General features: G+C 56.5%; 17 protein-coding genes, 3 tRNA genes and 3 rRNA genes. 7 read left to right on the forward strand and 16 right to left on the reverse strand.

Features of this window, described 5'->3' with window-relative positions:
- From GEU01_RS11685 to GEU01_RS11705, 5 genes are read right to left on the reverse strand one after another with little or no spacing between them, the layout of a single operon-like run.
- The gene (locus GEU01_RS11685; protein WP_019086234.1) at window positions 1-336 is read right to left on the reverse strand and encodes a DUF736 domain-containing protein; all 336 of its coding nucleotides are present in this window, start codon (window positions 334-336) and stop codon (window positions 1-3) included.
- Window positions 320-925 carry a S26 family signal peptidase gene (locus GEU01_RS11690; RefSeq protein ID WP_019086235.1) on the reverse strand — a complete coding sequence of 202 codons (606 nt, stop codon included), beginning with the start codon at window positions 923-925 and terminating at the stop codon, window positions 320-322. Before GEU01_RS11690 ends, GEU01_RS11685 begins: the two co-directional genes overlap by 17 nt.
- Window positions 922-1,437, reverse strand: coding sequence for a DUF2840 domain-containing protein (locus tag GEU01_RS11695; RefSeq protein ID WP_019086236.1), 516 nt, complete (start codon window positions 1,435-1,437; stop codon window positions 922-924). The genes GEU01_RS11690 and GEU01_RS11695 overlap by 4 nt, the downstream gene beginning before the upstream one ends.
- A complete protein-coding gene (locus GEU01_RS11700) occupies window positions 1,434-2,552 on the reverse strand; it encodes a replication initiator protein A (RefSeq protein WP_019086237.1) in 1,119 nt (372 codons plus the stop codon). The genes GEU01_RS11695 and GEU01_RS11700 overlap by 4 nt, the downstream gene beginning before the upstream one ends.
- Entirely contained in the window at window positions 2,553-2,822 is a 270-nt protein-coding gene (locus GEU01_RS11705) for a helix-turn-helix transcriptional regulator (protein WP_019086238.1), read from the reverse strand. It lies immediately after the preceding gene.
- A gap of 328 nt (window positions 2,823-3,150) precedes the next feature.
- Here GEU01_RS11705 and GEU01_RS24315 point away from each other — a divergent pair, with 328 nt between their 5' ends.
- The 3 genes from GEU01_RS24315 to GEU01_RS25730 are packed head-to-tail and all read left to right on the forward strand — an operon-like array spanning window position 3,151 to window position 6,509.
- Entirely contained in the window at window positions 3,151-4,386 is a 1,236-nt protein-coding gene (locus tag GEU01_RS24315) for a DUF262 domain-containing protein (protein ID WP_081499956.1), read from the forward strand.
- A complete protein-coding gene (locus tag GEU01_RS24320) occupies window positions 4,383-5,510 on the forward strand; it encodes an AAA family ATPase (RefSeq protein WP_081499957.1) in 1,128 nt (375 codons plus the stop codon). Before GEU01_RS24315 ends, GEU01_RS24320 begins: the two co-directional genes overlap by 4 nt.
- 3 nt (window positions 5,511-5,513) lie before the next feature.
- A complete protein-coding gene (locus GEU01_RS25730; RefSeq protein ID WP_157212841.1) occupies window positions 5,514-6,509 on the forward strand; it encodes a hypothetical protein in 996 nt (331 codons plus the stop codon).
- An 83-nt stretch (window positions 6,510-6,592) separates the two neighbouring features.
- Here GEU01_RS25730 and GEU01_RS11715 read toward each other — a convergent pair whose 3' ends face one another.
- From GEU01_RS11715 to GEU01_RS23985, 5 genes are all read right to left on the reverse strand, one after another.
- A complete protein-coding gene (locus tag GEU01_RS11715; RefSeq protein WP_026018691.1) occupies window positions 6,593-7,147 on the reverse strand; it encodes a DUF2285 domain-containing protein in 555 nt (184 codons plus the stop codon).
- The gene (locus GEU01_RS27530) at window positions 7,128-7,382 is read right to left on the reverse strand and encodes a transcriptional regulator domain-containing protein (RefSeq protein ID WP_081499958.1); all 255 of its coding nucleotides are present in this window, start codon (window positions 7,380-7,382) and stop codon (window positions 7,128-7,130) included. The genes GEU01_RS11715 and GEU01_RS27530 overlap by 20 nt, the downstream gene beginning before the upstream one ends.
- Window positions 7,383-7,686: 304 nt before the next feature.
- Complete coding sequence (locus GEU01_RS11720) at window positions 7,687-8,367, reverse strand: DNA methyltransferase (protein WP_019086241.1); 681 nt, start codon at window positions 8,365-8,367, stop codon at window positions 7,687-7,689.
- A gap of 203 nt (window positions 8,368-8,570) precedes the next feature.
- On the reverse strand, window positions 8,571-8,792 hold the full coding sequence (locus tag GEU01_RS26815) for a DUF2726 domain-containing protein (protein ID WP_232272511.1): 222 nt from the start codon (window positions 8,790-8,792) through the stop codon (window positions 8,571-8,573).
- Window positions 8,786-9,295 carry a hypothetical protein gene (locus tag GEU01_RS23985; protein ID WP_019086243.1) on the reverse strand — a complete coding sequence of 170 codons (510 nt, stop codon included), beginning with the start codon at window positions 9,293-9,295 and terminating at the stop codon, window positions 8,786-8,788. Before GEU01_RS23985 ends, GEU01_RS26815 begins: the two co-directional genes overlap by 7 nt.
- Window positions 9,296-9,402: 107 nt before the next feature.
- Between GEU01_RS23985 and GEU01_RS11735 the strand changes: the two genes are divergently transcribed.
- From GEU01_RS11735 to GEU01_RS24330, 4 genes are all read left to right on the forward strand, one after another.
- Entirely contained in the window at window positions 9,403-9,633 is a 231-nt protein-coding gene (locus GEU01_RS11735) for a hypothetical protein (protein WP_019086244.1), read from the forward strand.
- 101 nt (window positions 9,634-9,734) lie between these two features.
- Window positions 9,735-10,058 carry a type II toxin-antitoxin system HigB family toxin gene (locus GEU01_RS11740; protein ID WP_019086245.1) on the forward strand — a complete coding sequence of 108 codons (324 nt, stop codon included), beginning with the start codon at window positions 9,735-9,737 and terminating at the stop codon, window positions 10,056-10,058.
- Window positions 10,048-10,428: a helix-turn-helix domain-containing protein gene (locus GEU01_RS11745; protein ID WP_019086246.1), complete on the forward strand. Its 381-nt coding sequence runs from the start codon at window positions 10,048-10,050 to the stop codon at window positions 10,426-10,428. Before GEU01_RS11740 ends, GEU01_RS11745 begins: the two co-directional genes overlap by 11 nt.
- A 13-nt stretch (window positions 10,429-10,441) precedes the next feature.
- The gene (locus GEU01_RS24330; RefSeq protein ID WP_081499959.1) at window positions 10,442-12,139 is read left to right on the forward strand and encodes a recombinase family protein; all 1,698 of its coding nucleotides are present in this window, start codon (window positions 10,442-10,444) and stop codon (window positions 12,137-12,139) included.
- Here GEU01_RS24330 and GEU01_RS11760 read toward each other — a convergent pair.
- The 6 genes from GEU01_RS11760 to GEU01_RS11785 form a co-directional block, all read right to left on the reverse strand.
- Window positions 12,096-12,172: transfer RNA gene (locus GEU01_RS11760), tRNA-Met, on the reverse strand. The genes GEU01_RS24330 and GEU01_RS11760 overlap by 44 nt on opposite strands.
- A 21-nt stretch (window positions 12,173-12,193) precedes the next feature.
- Window positions 12,194-12,309 (reverse strand): 5S ribosomal RNA (gene rrf, locus GEU01_RS11765).
- 113 nt (window positions 12,310-12,422) lie between these two features.
- Window positions 12,423-15,161: ribosomal RNA gene (locus GEU01_RS11770) — 23S ribosomal RNA — on the reverse strand.
- A 400-nt stretch (window positions 15,162-15,561) separates the two neighbouring features.
- Window positions 15,562-15,637: transfer RNA gene (locus tag GEU01_RS11775), tRNA-Ala, on the reverse strand.
- Window positions 15,638-15,671: 34 nt separating this feature from the next.
- A tRNA-Ile gene (locus tag GEU01_RS11780) sits at window positions 15,672-15,748 on the reverse strand.
- 169 nt (window positions 15,749-15,917) lie between these two features.
- Window positions 15,918-16,187 (reverse strand): 16S ribosomal RNA (locus GEU01_RS11785); the annotation flags it as partial.

Here is a 16,187-nt window from a genome sequence, read left to right on the forward strand (position 1 = left end):
TCAGTCCCGCCCATCGCGCCTCTGGGGGCGGCTCCAGTGCAGCGACCAGATACCGCCATTGCCGCCGTCACGGAACAGATTGGCGCGTAACGGTTGCGGCAGGAGCGGATCGTCGATCAGCAGAGCAACGTAATCGCCGGCACGCTCGCCCGTGCGTTTCCAGCCGGCACCGATCTCCGGGCCATCCTCGTCATCACGATGGATGCGATAATCCGGTGCGTTGTCGGAGTCCGATTTCTCGGCCGACACGATGGCAATCTCATGGGAACCGAGGAAGGTCCGGATGCGTCCGGCAAAGCCGGTCTTGTCGCGCGTGAAGCTACCGATTTGCGGCATGGGAAGTCTCCGTAGCGATGTTGGGAAGGAACGGCATGGGCCTATCAGCGAGCAGACCGTGCCAGACGAAATGGCCGTCGCCGCGCGCGTCGGTGTAGAGCGGCGTCGCCCGGCCGATCATGGCGACGCGCGGGAGCGGGCCGAAATAACGGCCGTCCAGACTGTCGTGGACAGACGGGTTCATGAGAAAAATCTGATCTGGTGCGATGCGGCGGCAGCCCTGCCAGACCGGCAACATACGCCCTCGCCGATCGCGGTCCTGCGCTTCGCCGAGCTTTACGCCATCCACGGTGATGGTACGCCCAGCACGGCACACCTGTTGCCCCGGCAATGCCGCCACAGACTTGAGCAGCGGCACACCCCGCCCGATATAGCCGCGCCCGACCATGAAATCGGCCAGCGGTTTCGGCGGCCTGACGGCGACAAGATCGCCGGCCTTCAGCCCGTTCGGCGCGGTAAGATCGTAGAGGCCGAGCGGCGTACTGGCGGAGGCGTTCCAGAGCAGCTTCACCGGCACGGGGACGATGGCGACAACGGCCACGCCCATCGCGGCAAAATACGTCGCCATCACATAACCGAAGCGGGTCATGGCACGATCACCTGCCGTCTGAGCCAGGCCCGATGACGTGCCATCGTGTAGGCGCGCGGCTGCTCACCCGCGTTCAGCCGGTTGCCGACATGCCACCAGTGATCGTGCGCGACTGAGCAGGCGTCGATGCCGGCCTCTTCCACCGCGTCGATATGGCGGAGCACCTGTTGCACCTTCGGCCAACCCGCGACCCGCAGCAGGATTTCACCGCCCGGCCGGACGAAAGGCATGGTCTGGCAGGGTTCTCCTGGTGCCACGGCGCGCAGGATGTCGATGCGTGACGCGATCGTGCCGAAATCATTGGCCGCCCAACGGACGAAGGCGAAGACACTGCCGGGATGAAAGGAGAAGACACGGCGTCGGCGATCAAGGATCTGTTCCTGAGCCTCATGGCCGAACCTGATCCAGTTCTCGACACGCTTTTCGATGTGGGTCAGCTCGACTTGGGTCAATGCGTCGTGTGCGAACGGCAGGGCGTGGCCCCGCGCACGGGGCATAGGGGCGCTGGTCATGGCCCGTCTCCCGGCATGGGAGAAAGACCACGCATGTTCGGATCATGCGGCCTGTCGGCGGCACCGGCACCACGGTCGGTATCCGGTCGCCCCAACATCAAAAAGTTAGACTCTAAGTTAGATTCTAAGTTAGCAGCGCGATTCCGCTTTTCAGGCCAAAGGCTTAACTGGGGGTCGTGCGCCTGAAATCCCGATAGTGATGCGCCCGAAGTCCCGATAGTCCCTGCGCCCGAAATCCCGTGTCCGTCCACAGCGTCATCCACAGGCACTGTGGATAAGTTGACGGGACGAATATGCAGCAATTTCCGCCGCCCCTCGCGCCGGATCGCGAGGCGATAACCGGGGAGCGACTGGCGGGCGGCGATGCGCCGCAAATCGAGCGCAAAATCGGAGACACGCGCCAGACTGCCGGATTTTTCGTGAAGATGCGCTATCTCGAACAGCCAGCCCTGCGGCTGGTGCCCGGCATGTTTGCGGGCAACGCGGTAGAGCCAGCGTTCAATGCCACCGGTCAGGCGGAAATAGGCCGGATCGATGCTCAGGACCAGCGAGCGGTCGATGACGCCGCGATAGAACCAGTCCGGCAGAACGCACTCCATGCCTTCGACACGGCCGTCGCGGGTCGTCCGCTCCTCCCATTCGTTGATCCAGGAGAACTGGTGCCGGCGCCAATGCTCGCCATTGCGGATGGTGGTGCGGATCACGGTCGATTGCAGCCGGGCGAATGCGGCCTTGAGCAGGCGATAATCCCGCGCGCCTGTGGCACGACCCACGGCGGTCAGAAGCTGGTACGGAGTGAAGCGCAGGAAGCGTGATGTCCGGAGGCCGCCATTTTCAGCCTCGACGATCTGCGAGGCAGCCCAGATCAGCACATCGGCATCCCAGATCGTCGCCATGCCGTGCTCGGCCAAGCCATGAATCTCGACCCGTTGGCCGCCAGCCTCGTAGAGGATCGGGGCGATCCGCTTTACTTTGGAGAGGGAGAAGAACGGACGCTCCATCAGGTCGCGCTGGTCGCGAGGGCTGGCATCGCCGCCCGCGATCACGAAGGGATCGAGCCGCAGCCGCTCACTCTCCCGCGCATGCTGGCCGCGCTGCGGCATGACGCCGGCCATTCAGAGGGTCGCCTTTTCGGCTGGGGTCAGCGGGCGAGCTGGAAAGACCCGGCAGGGTGTCTCGTCCGTCGTGGACCGGCGGACACCGTTCTCGACCCATCCCTGAAGATCTGGAAGAGCATAGACGATGCGACCGCCGATCTTGCGATAGGTCGGGCCGGTGCCATAGGTGCGGTGTTTTTCCAGCGTACGGATGGAAATGCCGAGGAAGCGCGCCGCGTCGGGCGTGCGCAGGAAACGGGGCGGCAACCCCGTCTTGGGATCGAGCATGATCGGGCCTCCGGTTGGGTTCGGCGACTGTCGGTCACGACAGCGGGCCATGGCGAACCGTGGCGGAAGATCGGCGGTCTGGAGAGTGCCGGAATCAGGTGAGTTGATATGAGGCACCCAGACAGGCATTCTCATCCAAACGAGCGGCTGGAGCCGAGGAAAGCGATGTTCTTAGTGAGATTACCCTATAAGAAATTGTATTCCATACAGACAAACAGGGAGTGTTTTCTTGTGCTCTACGTGCCTTGAGCACGTCGAACACAACGAGTGACATATAGAAGAAAATGAGGCATATTAACGCTCGAAACACCCAGAAATTTTCCGTCCAATGGAATACACATACCGACGAAAAGAAAACTTTAAATATTTAGTGGAGAAAAGGTTCCAAACGAAAGTGAACAACAATTCATCAAAAAATATAGATTTTGATTTATTAGATTCTGAGGATACTGGCAGCGGATCTTCTAGAACCGGGCCTTGGGATCCGAGCCAGATTCGTATCACAACGAAAGCTTTTTCACTTCGCGATGTGGTGGATCAAATTTCAGACCAAGAAATTGATCTCGCCCCGGATTTCCAAAGAGAATATGTGTGGAAGGATCGGCAGCGCACGCGACTTGTTGAATCAATTCTTTTAGGAATTCCTCTTCCAGCTTTTTACTTCAATCAGGCGATTGATGGAACCTATCAGGTTGTTGATGGCGTACAACGTCTCTCGACTATCTGCCTTTTCATGCAAGATAAGCACCGTATAATTGGGGCAGACTTAGAGTACCTTACAAATATTGACGGATTATTATATTCTCAGCTTGACGCCGTTTTGCAGAGAAGATTGCGTGGAACGCAAATAGTAGTGCATATAATTGAGCCGCAGACCCCTGATGAAGTCAAATTTGATATCTTTAACCGCGTCAATACACTTGGAAGCCCTCTTTCGGCACAAGAAATCCGTCATGCAATGAGTAAGGCTCGTTCACGAAACTTCCTTAAAACACTTACAGAACTTCCTGCTTTTGATTTGGCAACTGAAAATCAGTATTTAGTCAAAAACAAAGATGGGACGACTATTCGCAACAGCGGTCGTATGGCCAATCGTGAACTTGCATTACGCTTTTGTGCATTCCGTTGCTGTAGCATAGATGAATACAGACAGTATCCTACCTTAGATGCATTCCTTATTGATTTTACGCGTCGAATAGACGGAAAAAATTCATCAAAATCCATCACAGATGACTGCCTCAGAGAGCTATCAACGGCTTTCGAGCGTGGTATGATTAACGCACACCAAATACTGGAGGAGGCAGCTTTCCGGCGTTGGCCATTAGGCAGTAGGTCTCGACGTGGGGCGATCAATCGAGCACTATTCGAGGCTCAAGCAAACGCTTTAGCGGATTATCCTTTGAAAAGCCTTCTCCCACACAAACAGAAAATCGTTACTAGTTTTCGCCAGGCTTTCTCTGACCCAGAGTATTTGAAATCAGTGACAGTCAGCACTGGCTCCCCCACACGAGTAAATTACCGCTTAACTGAAACGCGTGAGATACTAGCTAGGTCAATCCGATGATTACCGATATACATATCGAAGGTTTTAAATATTTTCTTAGTGATCGCGTTAAAATAGCTCCACTGACGGTATTAACCGGCCTCAACGGTTCAGGAAAAACATCTCTTATTCAAGCCATTTTACTTCTTTGCGCTCATACACGGACAAAAGACACAACGGTACCACTCAATGGCCCTTACGGTCTAGAATTAGGGACTGCTGACGATGTTCTAAACAAAAGTTGTAAGAGCGATATAAAAATTACAATCCACGACTCGCAAGCAGACAAAAAATATTGGGAGTTGGCAATTCCAAATGAGGACGCACTTTACCTCAATGTTCTAAAGCAGCCGCCTACCGATCTACCTGCATTCAGGTCAAAAGCGCGCGTATTTACCTTTTTGAGCGCGGATCGTCTAGGCCCCAGAGGAGTCTCGCAAACGTCATCATTGGCAAATGATGATCTTGAAATCGGTTGGCGAGGAGAATTTTGTCCATATGTGATGAGCGTGTTAGGCGACAAAATTTTGCAACACCCTGAACGTCACCACCCTTCATATAAAGGCTCCGAACCTCGACTTCTTAAGTATGAAGTGGAACAATGGCTTAGTGAAATTACTCGAGAAATAGAAATCAATGCAGAGCGCCCTCTAGGCACAACGATTGCTCAACTCTATTTTCGAACATCGGGAGCTGAATGGGCGCGCGCAACGAATATGGGATTTGGCATTACTTATGCGCTACCAATAATTCTTGGCGGTTTATTAGCTGAGCCAGAAGGCTTATTCATTGTAGAAAATCCAGAAGCACACCTTCATCCCGCCGGACAATCTCGGATGGGAGTTTTCCTAGCATGGCTCGCGGGAACCGGTGTTCAGGTAATAATAGAAACCCACTCGGACCATATTCTAAATGGTATTAGACGCGCCATCGCGGAATACGCTTATTTAGATTCCGAAAAAGCTATATTTAATTATTTCGGTGAAGAAACTCAAAGAATTTCTAATGACTCTCAAGAAAATTCAAAGATTGAGCCACTTACAATCACAAAAAAAGGCAACATTTCCAATTGGCCACACGGCTTCTTCGATCAATATCAAATTGACGTTGCATCGCTCGGTCGTATCCGCCGACAGAAAGACTGAATTATGACATTTATCGTGGATGGTAACGACTGGGTGTTCGATGAAGCATCGATTACTCAAATTCACGAGCAAATTGAAGCCTTGCTTGAGTTCGTGGCAATTGGATTAGAACGTCATGAGGAAACTTTTATCGGTGATGATTTTCAGACCCAACCGATAGTTGCAGGCTATACGCTATGGCAGCTATTTGAGGACGGATCTCCGGTCTCATTGTCTTTCGAAATCCGACAGGAACTAGCTGCGTGGCTTGGTAAATCTCCAATCTACATCGATCTACCGGACTGGCCAAATAATGCTGACGAGATAGAGATATCGATCGATAGTGGACCACCAACAGACAATGTAGATGTTGCATGGGCACATCATCTATTACGTTCTAAACGACCCGCAGCTTGCTATTCACTTACGCGTCGAGGGCCACTCCCGACTCAGACAGCCAGCGGATGTATTGCAGTATATTTCGTCAATACCGATGCTGATCGTCTTGATTTTTGGCGTAACACCATCCGTACTGAAGGAGATTCTTTAGAAGAATTGATAAAATTTGCACCTCATGCTTATCCATGTCTTTATTTTTCTTACGGCGTATTGCAGGAAGCGAATAATTTGGATGGAGGTTACAGTGCACTTCGTTGGAAAATTCAAGATACATTTTCTGCACTGAACGATCATGGTGTTTGGATATTTACCTGTCCTCCACCTACTGTGTCGCCGACCGAACCGACAATTGAAAATGCTACCGGAACACCTCAAAAACAACTGATTAGAGAACGATTCCAAAACCTAACGCTTGAGGGCGAGCCAGAAAATCCAAATGTCCGAGACAACCGCGTTTGCCGTGAAGCACGAGAATTACATTTAGGAAGTAGAATTTTATACTGTGAATGGCATATCAAGCTCGAGAAGCATCGCAATCGAATTCATATCCATGCTCCCGTCCCAGAATCAAATAGTCAGGTCGTCATCGCGATCATCAGCCCACACCTTCCTCTTCCTTGAAGGATAAACTCCATTCCGCAAACGATTAATGTTTTCATTTTATATATATATTACTTTGTAAGTACAATTCTCCACTCCTTGACTCAAGGCTCTGGCAACCGGGTCGGATACCGCAACAGGCCACGATAGCCACCGCGAACATAATACCGCCCATCGGCAACAAGGCGACGGACCTGGTTCTTACGAGGATCGTTTTCCCAGTCGGTCTTTCTACCCTGAAAGCCGAGCAGAACTTCGGCAAGTTTGCGATAGCTCGCGCCAGCCGCCCGACCGTCAAACGCCCTGAGAATCAGGATATGCCGGTCCCGTGTCTGTGTTGGGAAATCACGCACCCACCTTCCCTCAGACCGGCCGACCAGCGCGCGCCATAAACGCAGCACGGCCTCCGCGCGAAGCTCCAGCAGTTTATCAAGTGGCAGGATCACGACATAGGTGGCGGGTCCATCCGCCGGATGTGTCGGGAGCCAGAACTGATGTGCCGCCGCGCCGGACCGCCAGAAACCATGCCACGCTTCATCGTCATCCAGCCGCGCAACCAGATCGGGCAATGCTGCGAGGTTGATCGGTATGACGGCCGGATCATCCGCGTCCGCGAGAACCGTGCGCAGTTCTATGACGTCAGGCGAGAGTTCCGGTATCCAGAAAACAGGCGTGCGGCCGGCAGGATGCGCCGGATCGACAGGGAAATCGCAAACCCCATCGCTCGGAAAAGGCTTTGCTGCTCCCTGGCTTCGGAGCCGCAAGCGTTTTCATTCGCTGGAACGCGCGACGGTATTCGTCGTCACGTCGAAGATATTCCCAGGCCATGCCGGCGGCAGCAATGTCTTGTGCGTGTTCGTAAGCGGCCGGCGACTGCCAATCTGATATCGGCATCGCGTTACCCTTCTTCTTGCGCCTGCTTCTGGCAGCAGGACAATCAGGATGCGCAAAGGGAAAGATTTTTGCAGACTACATTTGGAGATATGTCGATCTCGTAACGCGATCGCACGACGTTATGGCGTTCGTCCGTGCCTGCCAGAATATTCCGCGAGCCGGGCCCTCGCCCAGCGAGCGGCGCTTATTTTCCATCTTTCTGCCGCCGATCCGCGAAGTCGGATCGGCGCAATTTTGTGCAGACAGACAGGCCAAGAAAGCGGGCACCGCAGAACCGAATTGTCGGCCCTGCGGCGTTCACTCCCTACGCCGCTATTTTCTTCGCCGCGTGCCAGGCCAAGCGCCGGGTTGCCGTCGCCGCGTGCTCGGCGTCCAGTTCCATCCCCAGCCAGTCACGCCCGAGATGCTGCGCCGCCACCAGCGACGAGCCCGAACCGCAAAACGGGTCCAGCACCAGGCCACCAGCCGGGCAGAACGTATCCACCAGAGGCAGCAGCGCCGCCACGGGCTTTTGCGTCGGATGCAGTTTATTGCCCGAATACGGCATGTCGATCACATCCGGCACCGGCTGACCGGGCCGCTTCACGTTCCCTTTCGCCAGAAGATAGGCGCTTTCGTGCTCGTAGCGCAGGAATCCCGACGATGACGCATAGGACTTACGAAAAACAATATGCCCGACCATGCGAAACCCGGCCGCCTTCCAGGCTTCGGCGAACAGGTCGATCTTGTTCCACCCGTAAAAACTGACGGCAAGACCACCCCATTTCAAGAGACGGTGCATCTGGTTCACCGCTGGACGGAGCCAGCGTGCATTATCGTCGTTGCGGACCTTCCGCCCGTCCCTGCCCTGATAGTTCACCAGGTAAGGGGGGTCGGTCAGGATGAAATCCACCGTATTGCGCGGCATCTGACGCATCAGTTCCACGCTGTCACCGTTGAGGATGGTGTTGCGGAAATCGGTCGCCGTGTTGGTGTTGCTGGTCATAGTCTTTGCCCTTTGTTCCGCGAGGAACAGCCCCCGCTGTTCCTCTGCCTCGCGGCGAGCAGCGGGGTAGCAACGGCAAGGGCGACCGATGGGGAGGGGTATCACCCGGTCTGCACGGAGCGCAGCGCAGGAAGATCGGGGACACCCCATCGGGCGGCGTCAGCGCGCTGACGCGAACCCTTGCTGGCGCGAGGGCGGAGCCATTAGCCTGTTTTTACCTTGAGAGCCGTCCCGGCAGCCTCGGAAATGGCGGCCATGATTTGAGGTCTGGCCATCTTTTCGGGAATTTCCAGCAAAGGAATACCCGCCTTCTGCAAGGCCAGACGTTTCACCGCCATGCGGTCATTCGCATCGCCGGACAGATCGTGGCCTGTGCCGTTATATTCGATCACCAGTACTGGCAGCCCATAGCGATCAATCAGCAGGAAATCGACACGCTTGCCGCTATAGGAGCTGAAAGCCTGCTTCTGGCGCGGATCTCCGGGTCGTAAGTCGTTTTGATGAACCCACCCATCGAAACCTCGAAGGCGAAACGCCAGTCGGGCTGATACGTCCTGATCCACTCGTCGAGCGCGTAGAGCACCTGCACAGCCTCTTTGTTGACAGGACGAACGGCCCGCAGACTGCACTGACTGATGAAGTGTAACTGGTTTTGCGTGTTGGAGAGGTCGTTGTCCTGAAAATATTGCCGCCGACGCTCTGCGTCCTTCTTCTGATCGGCGGCCTGTGTTTCCAATGTGGAAATCCGGCGGCGCAACGACGAAAGTTCTGTATCGCGTCCGGCGATCTGACGATCCAGAGTCTGAAGTCGGGCATTCCTCTCGGCAATCTGCTGCCCTGCCTGCGCCAGATCGGCCGTTGCACGACGCCCTCGAACATAGAATCCGATGGCATATCCAATCGCCAGAAGAATGATCACCTTTTCCACGACCGATAAGCCTCCCTTTTCTGCGCGATCACCGCCGATTACCGCATCGACCGGCGTATGGTCTTCTCAAATCCCCTTGTCCTGTCCTTCATCGTTCCTGTCGCCCCATGACCGGGAAGGTGGACAGAATGGCACGCAAACCCGACAGGATCAGGATCGAGGTGTTCGGTCCCGCCAGTGAGGCGGAAACGGCCGAACATGCGTTTCGCCCCTCCAATGAGGCTATCCTTTCCCTCGCCCGCCTGATCGGGCGACAAATGGCCCGCGAGCAGTTCGAGCGCGCCCGCGCGCTGGAGCGGAAACAGGCCCGTCAGAAGCGGTCCCGTCCTATGCGGTAGCTTCCCCTCACCGGCTGCGTTTCCCCCGGCGAAAAACCATTCGCCGGGCTGTTGTGCATTTTTCTTGTGACCATTATGGTCCCGTGATATAAGGTCAGTCAATGAGGATCATCGCCCGACGCACGCTGAGAGAGTTCGTCGATAGTCTGGCGGGCCAGAAGGACCAGCCGGCCGTGAAGGCGGCGCTGGACGCCTGGTTCGCCGAAGTCGGCAGGGCCGCCTGGGTGAGCACCGCCGACGTAAAGCGGCTCTACGCCACAGCCAGTATCGTCAGCGCGGAGCGGATCGTCTTCAACATCAAGGGCAACGCCTATCGCCTGGTCGTGGCGGTCGATTTCGAGAAAAGCATCGTCTGGATCAAATGGATCGGCACGCACAAGGCGTATGACAGGATCGACGTGACGGAAGTGGAACATGACGACTGATCTGAAGCCCGTCCGCAACGAGGCGGATTACGACGCAGCGCTGGAAGAAGTCGGGCGGCTGTGGGGTGCCAAAAGCGGCACGTCCGACGGCGACCGCCTCGATGTGCTCGCGACGCTGATCGACGCCTATGAGGCGAAGCACCATCCAATCGACCCGCCCGATCCGGTCGAGGCCATCCGCTTCCGCATGGAGCAGCAGGGCCTCACCCGCAAGGATCTGGAGCCGATGATCGGCCCGCGCAACCGGGTGGCGGACGTGCTGAACCGCAAGCGGGGCCTGTCGATCGATATGATCCGCCAGTTGCATGACGGCCTCGGCATCTCGGCCGAGGTGCTGATCCGGCCCAGCCGGATGGACAAGGTCGCCTGATAAGGAACATCGCATGACCCGCGTCGCCCTGTATGCCCGCTATTCTTCCGACAACCAGCGCGATGCCTCGATCGAGGACCAGTTCCGCATCTGCCGCGAACACGCGAAACGGGAAAAATGGAAGGTGGTCGGCGCCTACAAGGACGCGGGCATCTCCGGCGCCAGCATGATCCTGCGTCCCGGTATCCAGACCCTGTTACAGGATGCCCAGGCTGGACGGTTCGACATCGTGCTGGCCGAAGCTCTGGACCGCATCTCGCGCGACCAGGCGGACGTGGCCACACTGTTCAAGCACCTGAAATTCGCCGGAATGCCGATCGTCACTCTGGCAGAGGGCGAGATCAGCGAACTGCATGTCGGCCTCAAGGGCACGATGAACGCCCTGTTCCTCAAAGACCTCGCCGCCAAGACCCATCGCGGCCTGCGCGGCCGGGTCGAGGACGGCAAATCTGGCGGCGGGTTGTGCTATGGCTATCGCGTGGTTCGGCAGTTCGACGCCAAAGGCGAACAGATCCGGGGCGACCGCGAGATCGACGTCCACCAAGCGGAGATCGTCCGTCGCATCTTCCGCGACTTCGCCGCCGGCATTGGGCCACGCGCCATTGCCAAAACCCTCAACGACCAGGGCATCGCCGGCCCCGAGGGCAAGTTGTGGAGCGACACCACAATCAGGGGCCATGTGAAACGCGGCACCGGCATCATCAACAACGAATTATACATTGGCCGGCTGGTCTGGAACCGGCAGCGGTACGTCAAAGACCCGTCCACCGGCAAGCGCGTCTCGCGCCTGAACCCGGAATCAGAATGGGTGATCACAGACGTGCCCGAACTGCGGATCGTCGACGACACGCTCTGGCAGGCGACCAAGACCCGCCAGAGCGTGATTGCCGAGAAATACGTCAACGTCACCGAGGCCGTTCGCGCCCACCACAAGCGCAACCGGCTCAACGGCACACGCCGCCCGAAATCACTCCTGTCGGGCCTGCTGTTCTGCGGCCTGTGCGGTGGTCCCTACGCTCTGCGAGGTTCCGACCGTTTCGCCTGTTCAGGCCATGTCACCAACGGCTCCTGCACCAACAGTCGGACGATCCCCCGTCCCGATCTGGAGCGCCGCGTGCTCTCCGGCCTCAAGGACCGGATGATGGCACCGGAGATCGCGGCCGAGGCGATGCGTGCCTATGCCGATGAGACCAACCGCCTCAATCGCGAACGCCGGTCCAATGCCGATGTCTGGCAGATCGAACAGGTGAAGGTCGAGAAACAGATCCGGGGCATCATCGAAGCCATCAAGGAAGGCATGTTCCATCCCAGCATGAAGGCGGAGATGGATACACTCGAAGCCCGCAAGGCTGAGCTGGCGACCCTGCTCTCCGATGTTCCCGATGACGTTCCAGACCTGCTGCCGAGTGCCTCGGCGATCTATGTTCGCAAGGTCGGCCGTCTGACCGACGCCCTCAACCGCCCCGAGGAACGGCTGGAAGCCGCCGAGGCGCTGCGGGCGCTGATCGAGAAGGTCGTGCTCACTCCTGGCCCGAACCGGGGCGAGATCGACGCGATGCTGTATGGGGAATTAGGCACGATCCTGACCTGGATCGAACGGCAAGCCATTGGAAAGGCTGAAAAAAGAAACACTCCCGGAGCTTGGCCCACGGGAGTGTCGGTATCAGTGGTTGCGGGGGCAGGATTTGAACCTGCGGCCTTCAGGTTATGAGCCTGACGAGCTACCGGGCTGCTCCACCCCGCGGTGGTGAGGGGTGACTGGAAGACCTGGCGGCGACCGACTTTCCCGTGCCTTAAGGCACAGTATCATGGGCGCTGGGGTGTTTCACGGCCGAGTTCGGGATGGGATCGGGTGGATCATTCCCCGCCATGGCCACCAGGTCATCCAGTCATCCCTTTGGGAGGGGCTGAGAGGATGTGATGGGTTGGTGCTGTATGGTGTGTTGAAGAGTGGATGACTGCTGTGCATGTATGTTGCCACGTTATGTGGCGATGGAATGAGCCTATTGGGCGATTAGGACCAGTTAGCTGCACGCATTGCTGCGCTTCCACACCTGGCCTATTGACGTGATGGTCTATCACGGCCCTCGGGGAGACCTTGTTTTGAGGTGGGTTTCCCGCTTAGATGCTTTCAGCGGTTATCCCGTCCACACTTAGCTACCCGGCTGTGCCGCTGGCGCGACAACCGGTGCACCAGAGGTATGTTCATCCCGGTCCTCTCGTACTAGGGACAAATCCTCTCAAGTCTCCAACACCCACGGCAGATAGGGACCGAACTGTCTCACGACGTTCTAAACCCAGCTCACGTACCACTTTAATCGGCGAACAGCCGAACCCTTGGGACCTGCTCCAGCCCCAGGATGTGATGAGCCGACATCGAGGTGCCAAACCTCCCCGTCGATGTGGACTCTTGGGGGAGATCAGCCTGTTATCCCTAGAGTACCTTTTATCCGTTGAGCGATGGCCCTTCCACGCGGGACCACCGGATCACTATGGCCGACTTTCGTCTCTGATCGAGCTGTCACTCTCACAGTCAGGCGGGCTTATGCCATTGCACTCGACAGTCGGTTTCCGACCGACCTGAGCCCACCATCGCGCGCCTCCGTTACACTTTGGGAGGCGACCGCCCCAGTCAAACTGCCCACCATGCAGGGTCCCGGACCTGGCTAACAGGCCTCGGTTAGACATCAGAAACAGTCAGGGTGGTATTTCAAGGATGGCTCCACCGGAACTGGCGCCCCGGTTTCAAAGCCTCCCACCTATCCTACACAGAATGTCTCTGATGCCACTGCAAAGCTGCAGTAAAGGTTCATAGGGTCTTTCCGTCTGACCGCGGGTACCCCGCATCTTCACGGGGAATTCAATTTCGCTGAGCCGATGCTGGAGACAGCGGGGAAGTCGTTACGCCATTCGTGCAGGTCGGAACTTACCCGACAAGGAATTTCGCTACCTTAGGACCGTTATAGTTACGGCCGCCGTTTACCGGGGCTTCAATTCGGTGCTTGCACACCTCCTCTTAACCTTCCGGCACCGGGCAGGCGTCAGGCCGTATACGTCGTCTCTCGACTTCGCACAGCCCTGTGTTTTTACTAAACAGTCGCTACCCCCTGGTCTGTGCCACCCGCCAATGGTTGCCCACTGACGGGTCTTGCTTATCCCGAAGTTACGCAAGTAATTTGCCTAGTTCCTTCAGCATCGTTCTCTCAAGCGCCTTGGTATTCTCTACCAGTCCACCTGTGTCGGTTTCGGGTACGGTCTATATGCCAGAGCTATTTCCTGGAATGCGCCAAAAGCCGGATCAATCCGATAAGACCCGACAACATATTGCATTCGTCACTTCTGGCAGGCCCGGGAATATTTGCCCGGTTTCCATCGACTACGGCTTTCGCCCTCGCCTTAGGGGCCGGCTCACCCTGCGCGGATTAACCTTGCGCAGGAACCCTTGGACTTTCGGCGACAGTGTTTCTCGCACTGTTTGTCGCTACTCATGTCAGCATTCGCACTTCCGATATCTCCAGAGAGGGTCACCCCGTCTCCTTCACAGACCTACGGAACGCTCCGCTACCGCGCATACATAGTATGCACCCACAGCTTCGGCACGTGGCTTGAGCCCCGTTACATTTTCGGCGCAGGGTTTCTATTAGACCAGTGAGCTATTACGCTTTCTTTAAAGGATGGCTGCTTCTAAGCCAACCTCCTGGTTGTTTTGGAATCCCCACATCCTTTCCCACTTAGCCACGATTTGGGGGCCTTAGCTGGTGGTCTGGGCTGTTTCCCTCTCGACAATGGACCTTAGCACCCACTGTCTGTCTGCCGAGCTCATACTTCCTGGTATTCGGAGTTTGGTTAGGTTTGGTAAGGCTTTGGGCCCCCCTAGCCCATCCAGTGCTCTACCCCCCGGGGTAATACTCGACGGTCTACCTCAATAGATTTCGCGGAGAACCAGCTATTTCCGAGTTTGATTGGCCTTTCACCCCTAGCCACAGCTCATCCCCGACTTTTTCAACAGGCGTGGGTTCGGCCCTCCAGTGCGTGTTACCGCACCTTCAGCCTGGCCATGGCTAGATCACTCGGTTTCGGGTCTTCTGCCAGCAACTCGTCGCCCTGTTCAGACTCGCTTTCGCTGCGCCTACACCTAACGGCTTAAGCTTGCTGCAAACAGAAACTCGCTGACCCATTATACAAAAGGTACGCCGTCACCCCATAAGAGGCTCCGACTGCTTGTAGGCATTCGGTTTCAGGTCTATTTCACTCCCCTCGTCGGGGTGCTTTTCACCTTTCCCTCACGGTACTTGTTCACTATCGGTCACCAGGGAGTATTTAGGCTTGGAGGGTGGTCCCCCCATGTTCAGACAGGATTTCACGTGTCCCGCCCTACTCAAGGATCATTCCTGACACTACGCATACGGGGCTATCACCCGCTATGGCCGGACTTTCCATTCCGTTCTGCTTCTTCAAAAATGAACACTGGCCTGTTCCGCGTTCGCTCGCCACTACTAGCAGAATCTCAATTGATGTCTTTTCCTCCGGGTACTTAGATGTTTCAGTTCCCCGGGTTCGCCTCATGTCCCTATGTATTCAGAACATGATACCCATCGCTGGGTGGGTTGCCCCATTCAGATACCCACGGATCAAAGCCTGCTCGCGGCTCCCCATGGCTTTTCGCAGCGTGCCACGTCTTTCATCGCCTCCTGGTGCCAAGGCATCCACCGAATGCCCTTATCGCGCTCATTGCCCACACATGCACAGGAGCCATCCACTCAAGCCACCAGCCAGATAACCAGCCGGCAGATCGAGCAACAACACCCGCACAGAGAAAGTGCAGTGCATCGCACAATTCAACACTTAACTCGTTCATGAACGCATGCGCCTTCATCACTTAGCATGGATACTCCGACTGCTCGGACCATCCACGGGCCAGACCAACCCGTGACAAAGGCACGTCCACGAACGCACCAACCTATTCACATTATCAAAGAGCAAACTTACCAGACCGCAACACCCCGTGCACCGCCAACGCGGTTCCACAAGGCATCCGTCCGATCTCCATTATCTTCCGGCGACAATCTTTCCAGTCCAGCGCTTCAGCCCATGGGGCTTCCAGCCATTCCCTACCCTCTCGACACCAGTCATTGGTGGAGGCGGACGGGATCGAACCGACGACCCCCTGCTTGCAAAGCAGGTGCTCTCCCAGCTGAGCTACGCCCCCATCAGTGCATGCCATCACACGCACGCAGCAGAACTGGTGGGCCAGGGAGGACTTGAACCTCCGACCCCACGCTTATCAAGCGTGTGCTCTAACCAACTGAGCTACTAGCCCCAAAAGGGTCCATTGATTGTCGCTGGAAGGGATATGTTGACGGCGCGTTACACCGAAGTGCAGGCAGCCTACCTAGCTGTGCCTTGCCCGATCCTGCAGGCAAGGACTTTATATAAGAAGCGTTCCAAAACAGTCCAGTTACCCAGACCATCCTCAGAACACATCCTTGAAAGGAGGTGATCCAGCCGCAGGTTCCCCTACGGCTACCTTGTTACGACTTCACCCCAGTCGCTGACCCGACCGTGGTCGGCTGCGTCCTTGCGGTTCGCTCACCGGCTTAAGGTCAAACCAACTCCCATGGTGTGACGGGCGGTGTGTACAAGGCCCGGGAACGTATTCACCGCGGCATGCTGATCCGCGATTACTAGCGATTCCACCTTCATGCACTCGAGTTGCAGAGTGCAATCCGAACTGAGACGGCTTTTTGAGATCGGCTCGG

Origin of the sequence: Komagataeibacter europaeus LMG 18890 (assembly GCF_000285295.1) — a bacterium.
Taxonomy (GTDB): Bacteria; Pseudomonadota; Alphaproteobacteria; order Acetobacterales; family Acetobacteraceae; genus Komagataeibacter; species Komagataeibacter europaeus.

Coding starts and splice junctions, on each gene's coding strand:
- GEU01_RS24315 (WP_081499956.1), top strand. CDS start 3,151: ATGGAATACACATACCGACGAAAAGAAAACTTTAAATATTTAGTGGAG.
- GEU01_RS11735 (WP_019086244.1), top strand. CDS start 9,403: ATGACCGGGAAGGTGGACAGAATGGCACGCAAACCCGACAGGATCAGG.
- GEU01_RS11720 (WP_019086241.1), bottom strand. CDS start 8,367: ATGACCAGCAACACCAACACGGCGACCGATTTCCGCAACACCATCCTC.
- GEU01_RS24320 (WP_081499957.1), top strand. CDS start 4,383: ATGATTACCGATATACATATCGAAGGTTTTAAATATTTTCTTAGTGAT.
- GEU01_RS11695 (WP_019086236.1), bottom strand. CDS start 1,437: ATGACCAGCGCCCCTATGCCCCGTGCGCGGGGCCACGCCCTGCCGTTC.
- GEU01_RS25730 (WP_157212841.1), top strand. CDS start 5,514: ATGACATTTATCGTGGATGGTAACGACTGGGTGTTCGATGAAGCATCG.
- GEU01_RS11690 (WP_019086235.1), bottom strand. CDS start 925: ATGACCCGCTTCGGTTATGTGATGGCGACGTATTTTGCCGCGATGGGC.
- GEU01_RS27530 (WP_081499958.1), bottom strand. CDS start 7,382: ATGCCGATATCAGATTGGCAGTCGCCGGCCGCTTACGAACACGCACAA.
- GEU01_RS11685 (WP_019086234.1), bottom strand. CDS start 336: ATGCCGCAAATCGGTAGCTTCACGCGCGACAAGACCGGCTTTGCCGGA.
- GEU01_RS24330 (WP_081499959.1), top strand. CDS start 10,442: ATGACCCGCGTCGCCCTGTATGCCCGCTATTCTTCCGACAACCAGCGC.
- GEU01_RS11745 (WP_019086246.1), top strand. CDS start 10,048: ATGACGACTGATCTGAAGCCCGTCCGCAACGAGGCGGATTACGACGCA.
- GEU01_RS11700 (WP_019086237.1), bottom strand. CDS start 2,552: ATGGCCGGCGTCATGCCGCAGCGCGGCCAGCATGCGCGGGAGAGTGAG.
- GEU01_RS11740 (WP_019086245.1), top strand. CDS start 9,735: ATGAGGATCATCGCCCGACGCACGCTGAGAGAGTTCGTCGATAGTCTG.
- GEU01_RS11705 (WP_019086238.1), bottom strand. CDS start 2,822: ATGCTCGATCCCAAGACGGGGTTGCCGCCCCGTTTCCTGCGCACGCCC.